Origin of the sequence: Synechococcus sp. BS56D, from assembly GCF_004332405.1 — a bacterium.
Lineage (GTDB): Bacteria > Cyanobacteriota > Cyanobacteriia > PCC-6307 > Cyanobiaceae > Synechococcus_C.
In genome coordinates this window covers 202351-217684 of sequence record NZ_PHQU01000006.1, presented here as the reverse complement: position 1 = coordinate 217684, position 15334 = coordinate 202351, and the positions used below count along the sequence as shown (strand labels likewise).

At 62.4% G+C, this 15334-nt stretch carries 17 protein-coding genes and 1 tRNA gene; 12 read left to right on the top strand and 6 right to left on the bottom strand.

Features of this window, described 5'->3' with window-relative positions; all coding sequences use genetic code 11:
- Both CWE17_RS10550 and CWE17_RS10545 read right to left on the bottom strand, forming a co-directional pair.
- Positions 1-1524, bottom strand: coding sequence for a bifunctional pantoate--beta-alanine ligase/(d)CMP kinase (locus CWE17_RS10550; RefSeq protein ID WP_240789383.1), 1524 nt, complete (start codon positions 1522-1524; stop codon positions 1-3).
- 29 nt (positions 1525-1553) lie between these two features.
- The gene (locus tag CWE17_RS10545) at positions 1554-2117 is read right to left on the bottom strand and encodes a septal ring lytic transglycosylase RlpA family protein (protein WP_131456961.1); all 564 of its coding nucleotides are present in this window, start codon (positions 2115-2117) and stop codon (positions 1554-1556) included.
- A gap of 347 nt (positions 2118-2464) precedes the next feature.
- Between CWE17_RS10545 and purM the strand changes: the two genes are divergently transcribed.
- Together purM and CWE17_RS10535 are read left to right on the top strand one after the other, a co-directional pair.
- Positions 2465-3502, top strand: coding sequence for a phosphoribosylformylglycinamidine cyclo-ligase (gene purM / locus CWE17_RS10540; protein ID WP_131456959.1), 1038 nt, complete (start codon positions 2465-2467; stop codon positions 3500-3502).
- A gap of 118 nt (positions 3503-3620) precedes the next feature.
- Entirely contained in the window at positions 3621-4259 is a 639-nt protein-coding gene (locus CWE17_RS10535; protein WP_131456958.1) for a histidine phosphotransferase, read from the top strand.
- Here the strand turns inward: CWE17_RS10535 and CWE17_RS10530 are convergent.
- On the bottom strand, positions 4247-5206 hold the full coding sequence (locus CWE17_RS10530) for an aldo/keto reductase (RefSeq protein ID WP_131456956.1): 960 nt from the start codon (positions 5204-5206) through the stop codon (positions 4247-4249). The two genes, CWE17_RS10535 and CWE17_RS10530, sit on opposite strands and share 13 nt — an antisense overlap.
- Positions 5207-5272: 66 nt before the next feature.
- On the opposite strand from CWE17_RS10530, the gene CWE17_RS12395 reads away from it, so the two are divergent.
- Both CWE17_RS12395 and CWE17_RS10520 read left to right on the top strand, forming a co-directional pair.
- The gene (locus tag CWE17_RS12395; protein ID WP_131456954.1) at positions 5273-5476 is read left to right on the top strand and encodes a hypothetical protein; all 204 of its coding nucleotides are present in this window, start codon (positions 5273-5275) and stop codon (positions 5474-5476) included.
- Positions 5466-5978, top strand: a complete 513-nt coding sequence (locus tag CWE17_RS10520) for a hypothetical protein (RefSeq protein ID WP_131456952.1) — start codon at positions 5466-5468, stop codon at positions 5976-5978. The genes CWE17_RS12395 and CWE17_RS10520 overlap by 11 nt, the downstream gene beginning before the upstream one ends.
- A gap of 168 nt (positions 5979-6146) precedes the next feature.
- On the opposite strand, the gene CWE17_RS10515 is transcribed toward CWE17_RS10520, so the two are convergent.
- Positions 6147-6217, bottom strand: a tRNA-Cys gene (locus CWE17_RS10515).
- A 54-nt stretch (positions 6218-6271) separates the two neighbouring features.
- Here CWE17_RS10515 and CWE17_RS10510 point away from each other — a divergent pair.
- Positions 6272-7498, top strand: coding sequence for a lipid-A-disaccharide synthase-related protein (locus CWE17_RS10510; protein ID WP_131457119.1), 1227 nt, complete (start codon positions 6272-6274; stop codon positions 7496-7498).
- Between the two features lie 16 nt (positions 7499-7514).
- Positions 7515-7784, top strand: coding sequence for a hypothetical protein (locus CWE17_RS10505; RefSeq protein WP_131456950.1), 270 nt, complete (start codon positions 7515-7517; stop codon positions 7782-7784).
- Between the two features lie 3 nt (positions 7785-7787).
- On the opposite strand, the gene CWE17_RS10500 is transcribed toward CWE17_RS10505, so the two are convergent.
- On the bottom strand, positions 7788-8432 hold the full coding sequence (locus CWE17_RS10500; protein WP_131457117.1) for a ribonuclease D: 645 nt from the start codon (positions 8430-8432) through the stop codon (positions 7788-7790).
- 126 nt (positions 8433-8558) lie between these two features.
- On the opposite strand from CWE17_RS10500, the gene CWE17_RS10495 reads away from it, so the two are divergent.
- The 3 genes from CWE17_RS10495 to CWE17_RS10485 are packed head-to-tail and all read left to right on the top strand — an operon-like array spanning position 8559 to position 10387.
- Positions 8559-8957, top strand: coding sequence for a helix-turn-helix transcriptional regulator (locus tag CWE17_RS10495; protein ID WP_131456948.1), 399 nt, complete (start codon positions 8559-8561; stop codon positions 8955-8957).
- Between the two features lie 33 nt (positions 8958-8990).
- Positions 8991-9545 (top strand): cofactor assembly of complex C subunit B, encoded by a 555-nt coding sequence (locus CWE17_RS10490; RefSeq protein ID WP_131456946.1) that lies wholly within the window; start codon positions 8991-8993, stop codon positions 9543-9545.
- Positions 9546-9556: 11 nt separating this feature from the next.
- Complete coding sequence (locus CWE17_RS10485) at positions 9557-10387, top strand: N-acetylmuramoyl-L-alanine amidase (protein ID WP_131456944.1); 831 nt, start codon at positions 9557-9559, stop codon at positions 10385-10387.
- Here CWE17_RS10485 and hemF read toward each other — a convergent pair.
- Complete coding sequence (gene hemF / locus CWE17_RS10480; protein ID WP_131456942.1) at positions 10314-11441, bottom strand: oxygen-dependent coproporphyrinogen oxidase; 1128 nt, start codon at positions 11439-11441, stop codon at positions 10314-10316. The two genes, CWE17_RS10485 and hemF, sit on opposite strands and share 74 nt — an antisense overlap.
- A gap of 119 nt (positions 11442-11560) precedes the next feature.
- Between hemF and CWE17_RS10475 the strand changes: the two genes are divergently transcribed.
- The 3 genes from CWE17_RS10475 to CWE17_RS10465 are packed head-to-tail and all read left to right on the top strand — an operon-like array spanning position 11561 to position 15302.
- On the top strand, positions 11561-12655 hold the full coding sequence (locus CWE17_RS10475) for an Mrp/NBP35 family ATP-binding protein (protein WP_131456940.1): 1095 nt from the start codon (positions 11561-11563) through the stop codon (positions 12653-12655).
- Positions 12656-12711: 56 nt separating this feature from the next.
- Positions 12712-13932, top strand: a complete 1221-nt coding sequence (gene rodA, locus CWE17_RS10470; protein ID WP_240789382.1) for a rod shape-determining protein RodA — start codon at positions 12712-12714, stop codon at positions 13930-13932.
- Positions 13929-15302: a sensor histidine kinase gene (locus CWE17_RS10465; RefSeq protein ID WP_240789372.1), complete on the top strand. Its 1374-nt coding sequence runs from the start codon at positions 13929-13931 to the stop codon at positions 15300-15302. The genes rodA and CWE17_RS10465 overlap by 4 nt, the downstream gene beginning before the upstream one ends.
- The last annotated feature ends 32 nt before the right edge of the window (positions 15303-15334 follow it).

Genomic DNA, 15334 nt, shown 5'->3' with positions numbered 1-15334 from the left:
TTATCCCTGGCCGACTGGGTTCGGCCAGGCCTCCTCGGCCACACGGAACCGGAACAGATCCACGAGGGCTTCGATCACCTCGTCGATGCTCATGCCGTCGGTGATCAATTCCGTCGCGTCCACCGCCTGCACCAACGGGGCAACGTCACGGGTGCTGTCCATCCGATCCCGTTCGACGATCTGGGCTTCAAGCACTGCCAGATCGGGGACCGCATGGCCTCGGGCCTCCAGATCCTTGGCCCGACGGCGAGCGCGCTCCTCCGGTGTGGCCGTCAGAAAGACCTTGAGCTCGGCGTCGGGGAACACAGCCGTGCCGATGTCACGCCCTTCCGCCACCAAGCCACCTTGCTCACCCAAGCGCTTTTGTTGTCGCGTCAGTAGCTCTCTCACACAGGCATGGGCGGCCACAAGCGAAACGGAAGCGGTCACCCGCGGGTCTCGAATCGCGTCGGTGACGTCGTCTCCATTCACCCGTACCGTCTGAATGCCATCACGCAGTGGCTCCAGCTCAATCTCAAGATTGGTGAGAAGCTGCTCAACTGCATGGGCATCGGCAGGGTCAGCACCCTTTTGCTGCACCCACCAGGTGACGGCCCGATACATGGCGCCGGTATCGAGGTAGAGCAGACCCATACGCTCAGCGAAAGCACGGGTCACAGTGCTCTTCCCGGCACCGGCGGGGCCGTCGATGGCAACGATGGGCGAACGAGTCATCAGAAACACGTGATCGATCAGACGGGTCTGGCCGCAGCGAACAGCCGCAGCCAACAGGCATAGGGCCTGATCGGGCCGAGCCGGCTGAAGGGAGATCGGATCCAGGACATCTACATACTCCACCGCCAGGCCGGTAGCGCCGAGGGCACCTGACAGCTGAACTGGATCCACGGCGGTCCCCCGATCCCGAAACTGCTGAGCACAGGCCTGAAGCAGAGCTGGAAACTGAGCAGCGCGTACCCGTTCTGAAGCCGTGAGATAGGCGTTACGAGAACTGCAAGCAAGCCCATCTGGATCGCGCACGGTTGCACAACCACTGATCCGCGTCGGCAAACCGAGATCGGCGATCAGATGGCGAAGAATCGTGAGCTGTTGCCAATCCTTCTCCCCCAGCACAAGCCAGTCGGGCCTGGTTAAGGCCAAAAGGCGACAGACCACGGTCGCGACACCATCGAAATGACCGGGGCGGTGGGCTCCGCACAATCGGTTCTGCAGCGATTCCGGCACCTGAAGACGGAAGGCCTCCTGCGCACCCCCGGGATAAATCTGCCCATCATCAGGACACCAAAGGGCTGTGGCACCTGCTTCAGCAGCCAGCTGAAGATCAGCCTGGAGAGTCCTTGGATACTGAGCAAAGTCTTCACCCACTCCAAATTGCAGTGGGTTGACATAAACACTCACCAAAACCGAGCGAGGGCCTGATCCGAGCGTGCGGGCCCTCTGGATCAGCTGGGCATGCCCCTGATGCAGAGACCCCATGGTCGGCACGAAGTGGACAGGCTCAGACCTGCCTGCACGCCATCGCTGCAGATCGCCAAGAGTCCTGAGGACAGGGAGACTCAGCGCAGCACCTCAAGCTTGACCTTGGCCACGCCGCTAGCAATCAAACCCAGCTGATTGGCAGCGCCATGGGCGAGATCAATCACCCGAGCGCCGTGGAACGGACCTCGATCATTGATTCTCACCACGGTGGAACGGCCGTTCCAGAGATTCGTGACGCGAACGCGAGTGCCGAAAGGAAGGGTGCGATGGGCTGCGGTCATCGTTCCCGGCCGAAACACTTCACCATTGGCGGTGCGATTGCCGAAGAACCCCGGGCCATACCAGCTGGCTTCGCCGGTGCTTACAGAGACGACTGCTGGCGCTGGAGGGACAGGAGGCTGTGCCTTGACCGGTGCAGGAGCTGGCTCGGAAGGCAGCTCTTGAGCAGCACTGGCAGGCTCCGATAACTCGTTCGAGACGGGAGTCTCTGAAGCCGTTCCATCTGGCAGGGGCTGATTCAGGACCAGATCAAGGGCATCCCTCACAGGATCGGCCTCAAGATCACGAGCCAAGACCGGCAGAAGCGCTGCGCTACCTGAAATCACTCCAGAGAGAAGCAGCAAGACGAAAGAAGGACGCATGCCAGGCGGCTGGCGCAATGTCGTGACGACAAAGGGGGAGAAGACTTCACCCCAGCTACGCGAGCCTCAGCAAACAAAGAACGATCAGAACGTAAGGAGAACCACCAGCTGGGCGACACCCCCTCTGCCAGGCCTTAAGAGGGACCAGCCCCAGAGACCCCATACCAAGACTCCTGCCCCTCACAGAGGAAAACGACCGCCCAAACCAAAACAACCGATGAGCTGAGCTTTTGACTGGCATAAGCCTGGCTCATGCCCTAGGGGACAGTGAGTCGACCGCCCCCGGAACGTCGAGGAGAGAGGATCGGAACAGATGGGCGGCGGGGACTGACCTCGCAGAAGCATTCATGGACTACAAAACCGCTGGCGTTGATGTGGAGGCCGGACGCGCCTTCGTCAATCGAATTCGCACGAGCGTGGAAGCAACGTTCCGCCCTGAAGTGATCGGGGGCCTTGGTGGCTTTGGTGGGGTGATGCGACTCCCGGCAGGGATGCGCTCGCCGCTCCTGGTGTCCGGGACTGACGGCGTGGGTACCAAGCTGGAACTGGCCCAGGAGCACCATGGCCATCACAACGTGGGCATCGACCTGGTGGCGATGTGTGTCAACGACGTGATCACCTGTGGAGCCTCACCGCTGTTCTTCCTCGACTACATGGCCACTGGAGCCCTCACCCCAGACTGCATGGCCACCGTTGTTGAAGGCATCGCCGAGGGCTGCCGCCTGAGTGGCTGCGCTCTGCTCGGAGGGGAAACCGCGGAGATGCCTGGCTTCTACCCTCCTGGCCGCTATGACCTTGCCGGCTTCTGCGTGGCTGTCGTCGAGGAGGACGCCATGATCGACGGCCAATCCATTGAAGTGGGAGATCGCATCGTCGGCGTGGCGAGCAGCGGTGTACACAGCAATGGCTTCAGCCTGGTGCGCAAAGTGCTGAGCCTCGCCAATGCGGATGCATCCACGTGCTTTGGCGAGCGCGAGCAACCACTCATCCAGGCGCTACTGGCGCCCACAACGCTCTACGGCTCCTTGGTGCAGGCGCTGCTCCAAGAGAGCATCCCTTTGCATGGCATGGCCCATATCACTGGCGGGGGGATTCCTGAGAACCTCCCGCGCTGCCTACCCCATGGCACCAAAGCGGCCATTGATGCCAGCAGCTGGGAGCGCCCCGAGCTGTTCCGCTGGCTTCAACACCATGGTGAGATCCCGGAACGGGATCTCTGGCACACCTTCAACCTCGGGATCGGTTACTGCCTCATTCTTCCTGAGGCCGAAGCCGAGCGGGCGATTGCCATCAGCGCGGCCAAGGGGCTACAGGCCTCGACAATCGGCGAAATCGTCAGCAACACTGGAAGTGCGGATGTGCCGGTGGTTGGGCTGCCGGCTTAATGCTTCAGAATCCAACATCCTCTGTGCTCTAGAGCACAGATTTAATTTCGATCACTAGCCTTAACACAAGCTGGATGCCTGAAGAGGCGATAGCAGAGACGACAAATCCTTACTTGTGATGCCTTTTGATAAGCCTCAACGCACGACCCGACGCCGGTCTTCGGCTGGCCCCGTGCCGCCCCGCCGCCCCCTGGGGCAAGGACTGGAGCGAGGTGGCCCCCATCGGCAGGGTCCGCGTCCGACCTATCTGGCGCTGAAGGATCACGGCAAGGTCTTTGTGGCTGACATGCCCCACCTCTCAGACGGGCAGCTCTCCCACATCAGCAAGGAGGCAGAGGAAGTCCTCAGCAGCCTGGAGCGGCGCATCACTGAACTCGAGAGCGACCTCTCCCTGGAAGCGAACGATCGCGACACTCTGATCAAGGCCTGCACCAAGAGAGACGTCACCCACCGCTTTCTAAAAGCGATCAAGGACGAACAGGAACATCGCCAAAACAACCCCGCCGTGCGCAGTGCGGCTGGGGAGTCACTGCCTCGCACCTTCTTGGAAATCGCCAGGCATCGGCTGCCTGGCGCCACTTTCGATTCACTCCTGCAGGAAGCACTAGCCGCCTGCGAGCAATCCACTCGCAGCGAGGCCAATGAGCCCGCGCCGGCGCCGACCGTCAGCAACGTCGTCCCCCTCCAGACGGCGGTGACCAGCCTGCCAGTGGTGGTCAGTCCTGATCCTGAAGAACCTGCTGATCAGGCGCTCTGAAAGGGGTTGGCAGGCATGCGCACCCGATTCGCCAAAGCGAGTTGATCCAACTCGATGCGCTCCTGCTCTGTTAAGGACCAGCTGAGGGCCTGAACCGTATCGGCAGCCTGAGCGGGGCGGCGCAATCCAGGCAGGGGCTTGGCCCCATGGGCCCGACACCAGTTGAGGGCCACCTGGGCCTGACTGGCTGCGCGGTTGGCTGCAATCTCAGCCAGTTTCCGACGCAGCGCGACACTTCCGGGTAGCAAGCGCCTGAACAGGCCGCGTCTCAGGACTGTGCTTGGTGGGATTTCGGCGTCAGGAGACAAGGCCAAGACGCCCAAGGCCAACGGGCTATAGGCCAGAAGCTCAATGCCGAGCTCCCGACAGGTCGCGATGAGACCATCAGCCCTGATCGGGTCAGGGGCCAGCAGCGACATCTGCACCTGCACACTGGTCAGCCGTATCGACCGGGAGGCAAGACGGGCCTGCAGTGCACGCAGTCGGCACGGTCCGATGTTGGACACACCAAGCTCCCGCACGGCCTTGCGCTCCACCAGATCAGCAAGACCATCCAGAAGAGGGCCCTCCTGCCAAGGGGCATAGCGGGCCGTGCTCCAGTGCAACTGCACCCGATCCAGGTGTCCCTGCAGGCGCTCTCGGCTGGCCTGAAAGGGCTGTTCAAATCCTCGACGTCCCAATCGCCAGGGGAAGGGAGCCAGCTTGGTGGCCACGATGAGCCGGGAGCGCTCCTCCTTTGGAAGAGCCTCTAGAAACTGCCCCAATAACGATTCACTGCGACCGTTGAAGCGACCGGTGCCGTAGGAATCGGCCGTATCCACCAGGTCTAGGCCTCCGGCCAGCGCCAGGCGCAGGGTCGCGGCCAGCTCTGGGTCATCCCGGTCAGGCTGATATCCCCAGAGCAGTTGGTTCCCCCAAGACCAGGTCCCAAAACCGATTCCCGTCACACCACTCCCCACAACATCGCGCCATGATCGCTCTCTGAAGATGTGTCCGGAGCATTGGCAATCGTCATGCCATTCAGTCCTCTCTCCGACTCCGTGTCTCGACAAGCGTCCAGACCAGCGGTTGCTGAACAGATCGAGCAGAAGGGCATGGACGTGACCTCCAGCAATGCGTCGGCGAGTCCAACAACCGTTCTCTGCGACCATTGCGGACGCACAGCTGAGAACGGCATTCGCTGCCTGGGCATGTGTGTGGCAGACAGTGACTATTAACCGCCTGCTGCTGACGAACGCTGCAGGCCTGCTGTTGCTGGGGTGGGGACCTGCCTTTCCTGCAACTCCCAACCAACCGGCCCCGCCGGCCATTGGCAGGCTGCAAACCCTCAGCAAGAACTGTGAGTATCACCTTGAAGGCGGCCACCAGGGTCCCTGCGCCCTGGTGGAGTTGGTGCGAAAAGGGCCTGAATTGCTCTTTGTTCGATTCACAGGATCAGGTCCCGACAAAGGATCCAATCGTCAGCTGAGCTTTGTCGCCATCACCAGCGCAGAAGCGATGCCTTTGCACTGCGAGAGCGGCGTCTGCAAGTTGCTGGCACAGCCTTGGCAGGGCGCCGTATCCAGCGCGGCTGAGAGCAGCAGCGACAGACTCGGTCTGGCAGAGGGAATTCCCAGGGCCTGGCCGGTCAGCGGACGCTGCAGCATCAAGAAGTCGATGCTGCGCTGTCAGGCTCAGCTGCCGGAAGGTGGCTGGCTGAGAGCCTCCGCCGCCCTGTGAGCTGCGCACCAGGCTTGTCACAGCCCATCAGAGGAGATCTGACAGGATTCAGCGTGCAAGCTCCGAGAAGCTTGAGCCCCTGTCCCACGACCCACGCTGACCCATCCAAGGTGCTGAAGCCATCAAGCCAACGAATGGGCCGAATCGCGATCCAAAGGATCGTTGCAAAGGCGGCACCCAGATTCGAACTGGGGATAAAGGATTTGCAATCCTCTGCCTTACCACTTGGCCATGCCGCCGTGCAGGGAGCCGCGCTCCCATCTGCGGATCGTATCAGCGAGACCTCAGGCAGCTTGCTGGTGCTGAGCAACGGACATGGTGAAGATCTCATTGCCCTGCGGATTCTCGAGGCGCTGCATCGGCTCCGCCCAGGGGTGAAGCTGCGAGTCCTGCCCATGGTGGGTGTGGGACGCGCCTTTGATGCTGCAACAGAAGCTGGCTGGCTGCATCGGGTCGGACCCCGTGCAGCACTACCCAGCGGCGGTTTCAGCAATCAGAGCCTCCGGGGCCTGATCGCCGATCTGGGTGCCGGCCTGCCCCTGTTGAGCTGGCGCCAATGGCGCTGCCTGCGTCGAGAGCGCAAGCAGGTCAATGCAGTGGTAGCCGTTGGTGATCTGTTACCACTCCTGCTGGCCTGGGCGGCTGGCGGGCGCTTTGGCTTTATCGGCACCCCCAAAAGTGACTACACCTGGCGAAGTGGTCCTGGCCATGCCTTGAGCGATCACTATCACCGCCTCAAGGGCAGTGAATGGGATCCCTGGGAATGGCTACTGATGCGGAGTCGTCGCTGCAGCTTTGTTGCCATGCGCGACCGGATCACCGCGAGAGGCCTGAGACGCCGTGGCGTCCCAGCAGAAGCTCCGGGCAACCCAATGATGGATGCGCTGCATGCCACGGAGCCCCCCTCCGCGCTGGAGCGTTGCAGGCGACTGATGCTGCTCTGCGGCAGTCGGATGCCGGAAGCCCTCCAGAACGCCGAACGTCTGCTGCGCTCCTTGGAAGGATTCCCGAGCTCGGTCCCCCTGGCCCTTTTGATGACCACGGGCTCCCAACCGGATCAATCCCAACTGGCTCCCCTGCTGGAAACTCTCGGCTATCGGCCTTGCCCGCCCCCTGCTGCATCCCTGGAGGCGACGGCTTGCTGGGTGAAGGGCGTGCATCTGCTCCTGCTTGGCAGCGGTCGCTTCGACCGCTGGGCAGGCTGGGCGGAGGTGGGGCTAGCCACCGCGGGGACCGCCACGGAACAACTTGTTGGCTTGGGTATCCCCGCCCTCTCTCTCCCCGGTCCTGGTCCGCAGTTCACCCGCGGCTTCGCCAAGCGACAGAGCCGACTGCTGGGGGGGGCCGTCCTCCCCTGCCGCTCCCGATCCGAGCTCCAGGAGCGCCTGAGCCTTCTGCTCAACGACCCCTCCCTGCGGAATGAACTGGGCCGCATCGGTCGCCAACGCATGGGGCGTCCCGGTGGAAGCACAGCGCTGGCCCGCAGGATCTTGGATCAGTTCATCGCAGATACTGAATGATCCTGCCCCGTCCACCATGGCCGCCATTCAGGACCGTGACTACTTAAGGCTCTGCGCCGAACTGGCCAGCTGCCTGAGCATTAGTCAGGCAGCTGCCCGGCGCCAGGTCGAGTACGCAGCAGCCCAGGAAGGAGTCAGAGATCTGGAAGCACGCAAACGCATCGCTTCACAACTCCTCGACGAGGCACAGGTGTCCAGGGCCTCACAGGGCGAGGACGCAAACCCCGGACTCGATGCTCTGCTGGCGGCCAGCCCAGGGGACGAACATTTCATGCTGGAAGACTGAGGTTCAGTGCTCAAAGGTCTGCGTGAAACGCAGACGATCTAGTTCCGACATCACCGGAATGCACTGGAAGCAACGCTGAGCAAGCTCCCAACGGCCCTCTCGTCTCAGCATCTCCTCGAGTCGCTCCCGGGCTGGCAGCAGGAAGCGGGCATCATTCGCCGCATAGGCCAGCTGCGTGTCACTGAGCTGATCGACCCTGCCCCAGTCACTGCTTTGCGCCTGCTTATCGAGCTCGACTCCTACCAACTCCAGCACCACCTCCTTGAGACCATGCCTTGGGCTGTAGGTGCGCGCCAGACGACTGGCGACCTTGGTGCAGAAGATCGGATTCACCGCGATGGCCAAACCGCTGGCGAGGGCGGCCACATCGAATCGGGCGAAGTGGAACACCTTCTCCACGGTGCTGGATTCCATCAGGGCCTTTAAGCGAGGCGCCTCCGTCTGACCAAGGGCAATGCGAATGCAACAGACGTTGTCGTCAGCATCACAAAGCTGCACCAGACAGAGCCGGTCGCGGCCATGGATGAGCCCCATGGCCTCGGTGTCCACCGCCAGCCGTGATGCCGCTGCGTAGCGCTCGAACCAGACGGAATCGAGATCGCCATCAAACACCGAGAAGTCCTTGGGGGGAGAAGCGAGTTCAGCCATGAGCCAACCAGAGACCGTGAGACGAGACATCCCACCACTTTGATCGCGGGCAGCAAACACTTTTCGCTCCAGACTTGAAAAACAGAATGAGACCGAGTTAGACACAAATGAGACTTAGCGACCGACGTGCAGACCCGCCGCAAACACACCCGCGCCTGCCTGGCCGATATCGAGCGTTACTTCCGTCAGCCGCCTCCGCGTTTTCTGGATCTGGAACTCGCCGTGTGCTGGGTACTCGACTGCCTTCTGCAGAACGACAGCTACCCCTCAGGGCTGCTGCATCGACTGGAGCATGACCATCCCGAACTGCGCTTGTCGGAAACCGTCCTGCATCAGGCCCTGAGCTTTCTGGATGACCAGGGCATGCTCGACCACTACAGCAAACGCTGTCCAAGCCGCGGCCGCCCCCGCAGCATGCTTCACCTCAACAGCGAGGCGCGTGAATCAGCTGAGCGGCTGATGGGTCCTTGGCAGCGCTGGCTGATGGACCATCTCTGCCAACCCCAGCTGCCGGCGGCGACCTAGAACGGATGGGCAGCTGCGACAGAACGGCGTCGGATGCCCTCCTTTCAGACCTCGACACTGCTGCTGACCCTCCTGCTGGCCATCGGCCTGGTGTTTTTCCTCAGGGCAGCCAGCAAAGACCGCACCACAGTTGTGGACGTGCAGTCACCCCGTCCTGCCCTAGAGGTGCTGGACGGGGTGAGCACATGGCTGGAGCGACGAGGCTGGAGCCAGAAGAGTGGCGATGCCGAGCGACAGGTGCTGCGCTTTGAGGCGACCGTGGAGGCCAGCACGTCATTGGCATTGCTGCTTTCGACGCTTGGTGCCATCGGAGCAGGCTGCCTAGGCCTTGTGCTCAGGGAACTGAGCCCGATGCTGGGCTGGTGGCCCCTAGGACTGGCCCTGCTTGGTCCACTGGCGGGCCTTGTTTATCAGCGCAGAGCTCGCCGCCCCGAATCCCTCGAGATCCGCTTGATGCGAGGCGATGCGGATGGCGGCAGCACCTTACGGCTGCGCGCCCACCGGGATGAGCTGATCGCCCTCGAACTGGCCCTGGCAGGGCCGCTGGATCTTGCCAGCGACGGCTCTCTGCTCTCCTCTCCCATTTGAGGAACAAGGCCATGCTGCGCTCCCTCACCCTGGTGGGCTTGACATCAGCCTTCACGATGCTGGGCTTGGCGACCGCGGCAGATGCGCCTCTGCCGCCAGGGGTGGACCCTTTGACAGGCCCTGAAGTCAGCCTTGAGGCCCAATGGCAGGGACGAGCTGGCGTCGAGCCCCGGATGCCGATTCTCGTGCTCGCAGGCCATGCCGATTCCCAGGGGATCGAGGGTTCTGGCACCGCCGGAGCCGCTGTTGATCTCCACAGGGCCGAGCCGATGGATGGCCGGATGCGTGACGAGCTGTACTGGAACCTTGCGGTCCGCGATGCGGTTGTCGCCCTGGGACGCCAGCGAGGTCTGAACATCCGTGCTTACTCGCCAGCGAGTTTGACGATCCACGACGAGGACGATCCGCGGACCAACTGGTCGGCAGGTCGCCGCCACAGTGCTGCAGGCGGCTATGCGCTCGAAATTCACTTCGACGCCTATGGACCCGATGGCTTCGGATCGGGCCTGATTCCCGCCCTGAATCGCCCACTGAATCGGTTCGACGAAAGTCTTGCCATCGCCTTCGGCCGCTATCCCAAACGATTCCGCGGGGGCTTAGGAGCACCGCGTCGAGGGATCAGCATTCTTGAAATCGGCAAATTAGAGGGAGCTCTTGAGGCAGGGCTTCGCTCTCCTGAAGGGCGACAGGCGAGCCTGAGCACCATCGCCCGCCGAATCACCGAAGCCCTGGTCCTCGCACTTCCGCAGTCGCCCCCCGAGGCCCCGCTCAGTTCACGGCCTGATGGGGCTGACAGCGCGCCTCGAGGGATGGATCGTCAAACCAGTTCTGAGGACGCGTGAACAGATCCGTCAGCAACGCTTCCCTTGAACCCTCGGGTGCGCTGTAGCCATACTCCCAGCGAGCAAGAGGCGGCAGTGACATCAGGATCGATTCTGTGCGGCCATTGGTCTGAAGGCCAAAAATGGTTCCTCGGTCCCACACCAGGTTGAACTCGACATAGCGACCCCGTCGGTAGAGCTGGAACTGACGCTCCCGATCGCCATAGGGAAGATTGTTGCGTCGCTCGACAATCGGGCTGTAAGCCGGCAGGAAGGCCTGACCACAGGCGCGGGCCAGATCATGCAGCTGCTCCCAGCCGAGAGGAACGGAACCAATTGCTGTGGCGGCATGGGCCGCAGGACCCTCTGGATCCTGGCCCTTATAGAGCTGACCATTGCCGTCTTGGTAGTCGTAGAAGATCCCGCCGATGCCCCGGGTCTCTCCACGGTGCTTGAGGAAAAAGTACTCATCACACCAGGGTTTGAACACGTTGTAGAGCTCAGGGCTGACCGAGTCGCAAGCCTGTTTGTGCTGACGATGAAAGTGCCGGGCATCCTCCAGGAATGGATAGAAAGGTGTCAGGTCAGCGCCACCACCGAACCACCAGACCGGGCCGGCCTCGAAATAGCGGTAGTTGAGGTGCACCGTCGGCACATAGGGATTTCGTGGGTGAAGCACCATTGACGTGCCGGTGGCAAACCATGGATGCCCCTTCGCCTCAGGACGCTGGCGCAGGATCGAGGGTGGAAGCTCCAGACCATGGACCTCCGAAAAATTCACCCCGCCCTGCTCAAAGATGCGGCCCTCACGCATCACACGCGAACGCCCGCCGCCACCCTCCGGTCGATCCCAGCTCTCCTCCTGAAAGCGGCCAAGGCCATCGAGGCGCTCTAGGCCCGCACAGATCTCGTCCTGCAGCCCCATCACCAGAGCCCTGGCACGATCCCTGGAGTCGGCGGGCGGGCGCTGAAGAGCCCTGTTCGCAGGCTTAGAGGCCGCGGCATCCGAGGAGATGGACGCTTGTCCAGTCTCGGAGGATCTGCCCCTGAGGCGACGCAGCAGTGAACGAACCATGGGTGGCATCCCGCAGGAACTGGCTTGAACCATTTCAGCCTGCGGGCACCCTGCACAAGTGCACGTGAAGGTCTGTCATGGGAACACACTCCTAGGCTCCGGCCCGACGGCAGCGACGTATGGCCACGGCAGAACAGGCGACAACGGCTCTGACAGCGATCGTCGACAGCGGCAGCGGACGTTCAGCCCTGGAACTTGGCTGGATTGACCGCATCCGCGTCAGCCCACCTCGAGCGGTGATTCGGCTGAATTTGCCCGGATTTGCCCAGAGCCAGCGCGAGCGGATCGTTCAGGAGAGTCGAACCAGGCTGCTGGAAATCGACGGCATCAGCGATGTGCAGATCGAAGTGGGATCGCCACCACCCCAGCACTCTGGAACGCAGCCAGGTGGCATCGGCCATGCCGGCCACGGTCAAGTGGCAGAGCGACAAGCGATTCCAGGCGTTCGACGGGTGATCGCGGTCAGCAGTGGCAAGGGCGGTGTCGGCAAGAGCACCGTGGCCGTGAACCTGGCCTGTGCCCTGGCGCGCCAGGGGCTCAAGGTGGGGCTTCTGGATGCTGATATCTACGGACCCAACGCTCCCACCATGCTTGGCGTGGCGGACCAGACGCCGCAGGTGGAGGGGAGCGGCAGCGAGCAACGCATGACCCCCATCGAAACCTGTGGACTCGCCATGGTTTCGATGGGCCTACTGATCGACGAAGACCAGCCGGTGATCTGGAGAGGACCGATGCTGAACGGCATCATTCGTCAGTTCCTCTATCAGGTGAACTGGGGTGAACGGGACGTTCTTGTGGTGGATCTGCCGCCCGGCACCGGTGATGCTCAGCTCTCCCTCGCGCAGGCCGTTCCAATGGCCGGAGTTCTGATTGTGACCACTCCGCAGCAGGTGGCACTTCAGGATGCCCGTCGCGGCCTGGCCATGTTCCGGCAGATGTCGATCCCCGTGCTGGGGGTGATCGAAAACATGAGCGAGTTCATCCCTCCGGATCAACCGGAACGCCGCTACGCCCTCTTCGGTGAAGGGGGCGGCCAACGGCTCGCTGATGAGTTCGAGACCGATCTTTTGGCCAAAATCCCCCTGGAAATGCCCGTGCTCTCAGGCGGAGATCAAGGGCGGCCGATTGTGATCAGCCAACCTGAATCTGCCAGTGCTCAGGTCTTCATTCAGTTGGCCGAGACGGTCCTTCCCCTGATCGCCCAGAGCAACTGATCATGCAAAGCGGCTTGCCATGGGCCAATCGGAGGCGTCGTTCGCGCCTACCGGGCATGGGAAGCCGACGCAGGGGCACCGAGCGTGTCCTCTGGTGGATCCCCCTGGCCCTTGTCGCCATCGCGGGGGTGTTGATCGCCAGCACCCAGCGTCAGGCCGAATACGCCGACTGGTACCAACACTGGATTACAGCGGCCTTCGGGGTCGGGATTGCCCTGCTTCTGGCCCGGTTGAACCTGGAACGGCTCAAACCGCTGTTGATCCCCATCTATGGCCTCACGGTGATCAGCCTGATCGCTGTACGCCTGATCGGCACATCCGCTCTCGGAGCCCAGCGCTGGATCAGCATTGCTGGAGTGCACGTGCAGCCGTCGGAATTCGCCAAGCTTTCAGCCATTCTTCTGTTGGCTGCGGTGCTTGACCGGCACCCCGTGGAGCGACCGGTTGACCTCCTCCGCCCACTCGGGGTGATTTCCCTTCCCTGGCTTCTGGTCTTCATCCAGCCCGACCTCGGCACCTCCCTGGTGTTCGGAGCCCTCCTGCTCACGATGCTCTATTGGTCGGGGATGCCGTTTGCATGGCTAGTGCTGCTCTTAGCCCCCCTGGGCACGGCACTTTTGGCTGGCCTCCTCCCTTGGGCTCTCACGGCTTGGGTGCCGCTGATGATGCTGGTGGCTTACCGGTCCCTCCCGTGGAAGCGACTGGCAGCTGGAGCCGTTCTGGCGATCCAGGGAGCTGTGTCCCTGATCACCCCTTGGCTGTGGATGCATGGGCTCAAGGACTACCAACGGGATCGCCTCGTGCTGTTTCTAGACCCCAGCAAAGATCCCCTAGGCGGCGGCTACCACCTCCTGCAAAGCACGGTGGGGATCGGATCTGGAGGGTGGTTCGGCACGGGGCTCTTGCAGGGCCAGCTCACAAAACTTCGCTTCATTCCCGAACAGCACACCGACTTCATCTTCAGCGCTCTTGGTGAGGAAACGGGCTACTTAGGCACGGTGCTGGTGGTGGTGGGCTTCGCCGTGCTGATGGGGCGCATGCTCCAGGTGGCGAGCCGGTCTCGCACGGACTTCGAATCGCTGATCGTGATCGGAGTGGCCACCATGCTGATGTTCCAAGTGGTGGTGAACATCTTCATGACCATCGGCCTTGGCCCAGTGACAGGGATCCCCCTGCCGTTCATGAGTTATGGGAGATCCGCCATGGTTGTGAACTTCATCGCGCTCGGCCTTTGTCTTTCGGTCGCTCGCAGGGAACGCAACACCCAGAACCGGTGACCACCTCCCCATCACTGAAGGCCATTCAGGCCTGCATGGCCGAAGGCGTCCCCCCCTCCGGATCTGACGATGCCAGTGCACGCCGTCTCTGGTGGGCCGCGCTCGACACCCTCCAGGAGCAACTGCAGGAGCAAAACTCAACCACGGGTGGGCTGTGGCTGGCGGCCCCCCTCCCTGCCCTCTATGACCCCACCCTGCTGAAGGCGATGCGCGGTTGGGTATGGAGCCCCAATCCCCAGGGTTTACCGCAGCTCGGTCCGGCTGGACCGACAGCAGCGCCCGGTGATCCCTACAAACAGCTGCCGCTGCACCCAGACGATGGCCACGATCCACTGCTCGTCGTCATCCAGCCAACGCTGCAGGTGGCACTGGCCCTTCAAGGCCCGCCGGACCAGAGACAGCTGCTCATGCGCAGTGACCCAAAGACCCTCGGCGCCATCCTGAGCTTGCTGGAACAACGCCTTCGCGCGGATGCCCCAGATCAGGCCGATGCGCTCCATGACGCAATCCGAGCCCTGGGCTCTCTGCAGAGCAGTAGCGCCTACGGCGAGCAGTTCTGGCCAGTGGTGGCGGAGCGCCTGGCGCGCATGGCCCCCAGTCTGACCCTTCAGACCCTGAGGGACGAGCCTGGGCGAGGGGACAGCAACGAGCCGATCGAGGGCGATCAGTACGAGGGCGGAGCCGAAGCGGAACTCTCCTTGTTGGAAGCGATCACCCATGAAGTCAGAACACCGCTCGCCACAATCCGCACCTTGATCCGATCCCTGCTGCGACGCCGCGATCTTGCACCGGTGGTCATGGAACGACTTCAGCAGATCGACAGTGAATGCACCGAGCAGATCGACCGCTTCGGACTGATTTTCCACGCTGCCGAACTGCAGCGACAATCCACTGAGCCAGCAGAACTGGCCCAGACAGATCTAGGCGCCGTACTCCAGCATCTGGCTCCTGGGTGGCAGATGCTCCTAGAGCGGCGAGGTCTGACTCTGCAGATTGAGATCAGCCCGAATCTCCCAGCGGTGCTCAGTGACCCAAGCCGATTGGAACCGATGCTCGGAGGACTGATCGACCGCAGCAGTCGGGGGTTGCAACAGGGCGGCCAACTCGTGCTTCAACTGCGCCCTGCCGGAGCCCGACTGAAACTACAGATCCGCGGTTACAACCCCAGTGAGCAGGGGCGAGGCCTTGGAACCGCCGAGCCCACAGCTGAGCTCGGACCTGTACTCAGCTGGAACCCAGGCACCGGCAGCCTCCAACTGAGTCAGGCGGCTACGCGTCGACTGCTGGCCAGCCTTGGGGGTCGTCTCGCCCAGCAGCGGGATCGCGGCCTAACGGTGTTCTTCCCCGTTGCAGGGAGGAGCCAATGTTGACGGGTGTGAAGCTTGCCCACCAGAGGTGAGAT